Annotated in this window: 1 protein-coding gene; it reads left to right on the plus strand. The window is 37.4% G+C overall.

Annotated features, from left to right (window positions below; genetic code table 11):
- Positions 1-225 (plus strand): hypothetical protein (locus CG11_RS30660; protein ID WP_197043985.1); only part of this gene is annotated, 225 nt, incomplete at its 5' end.
- Between the last annotated feature and the right edge of the window lie 133 nt (positions 226-358).

Below are 358 nucleotides of genomic sequence, written 5' to 3' on the forward strand. Positions count from 1 at the left end.
GACTTATTTTATCTCCAGCTGGAGCAATTGCCTGCTGTTGTCCAAAAATTGGTTCAAAAACAGGTTGGCACCATCAATATCCAAGACTTTATTATCGAACAGCTCAAAACAATGAATCTTTTGATTCGATACAACGACGCTTGTCAATTGCAATTATTTAAAATTACCACGACAGGCACCGATCCAATTGATCTAACGGCTTTTTTTGCTAACTTAGAGCTGTAGTTTTTTATCATTTTTAAACACACATACATTTTATGAATCGTCAGGGCAACAACTTGACCATTCATCCACCCATTTCCTCCAAGCTCCTAGGTCGCTATCGACACAAAAAAGGCATTTATGTCATTCGGTTAAA

It is taken from the genome of Aureispira sp. CCB-QB1 (assembly GCF_000724545.1).
Taxonomy (GTDB): Bacteria; Bacteroidota; Bacteroidia; order Chitinophagales; family Saprospiraceae; genus Aureispira.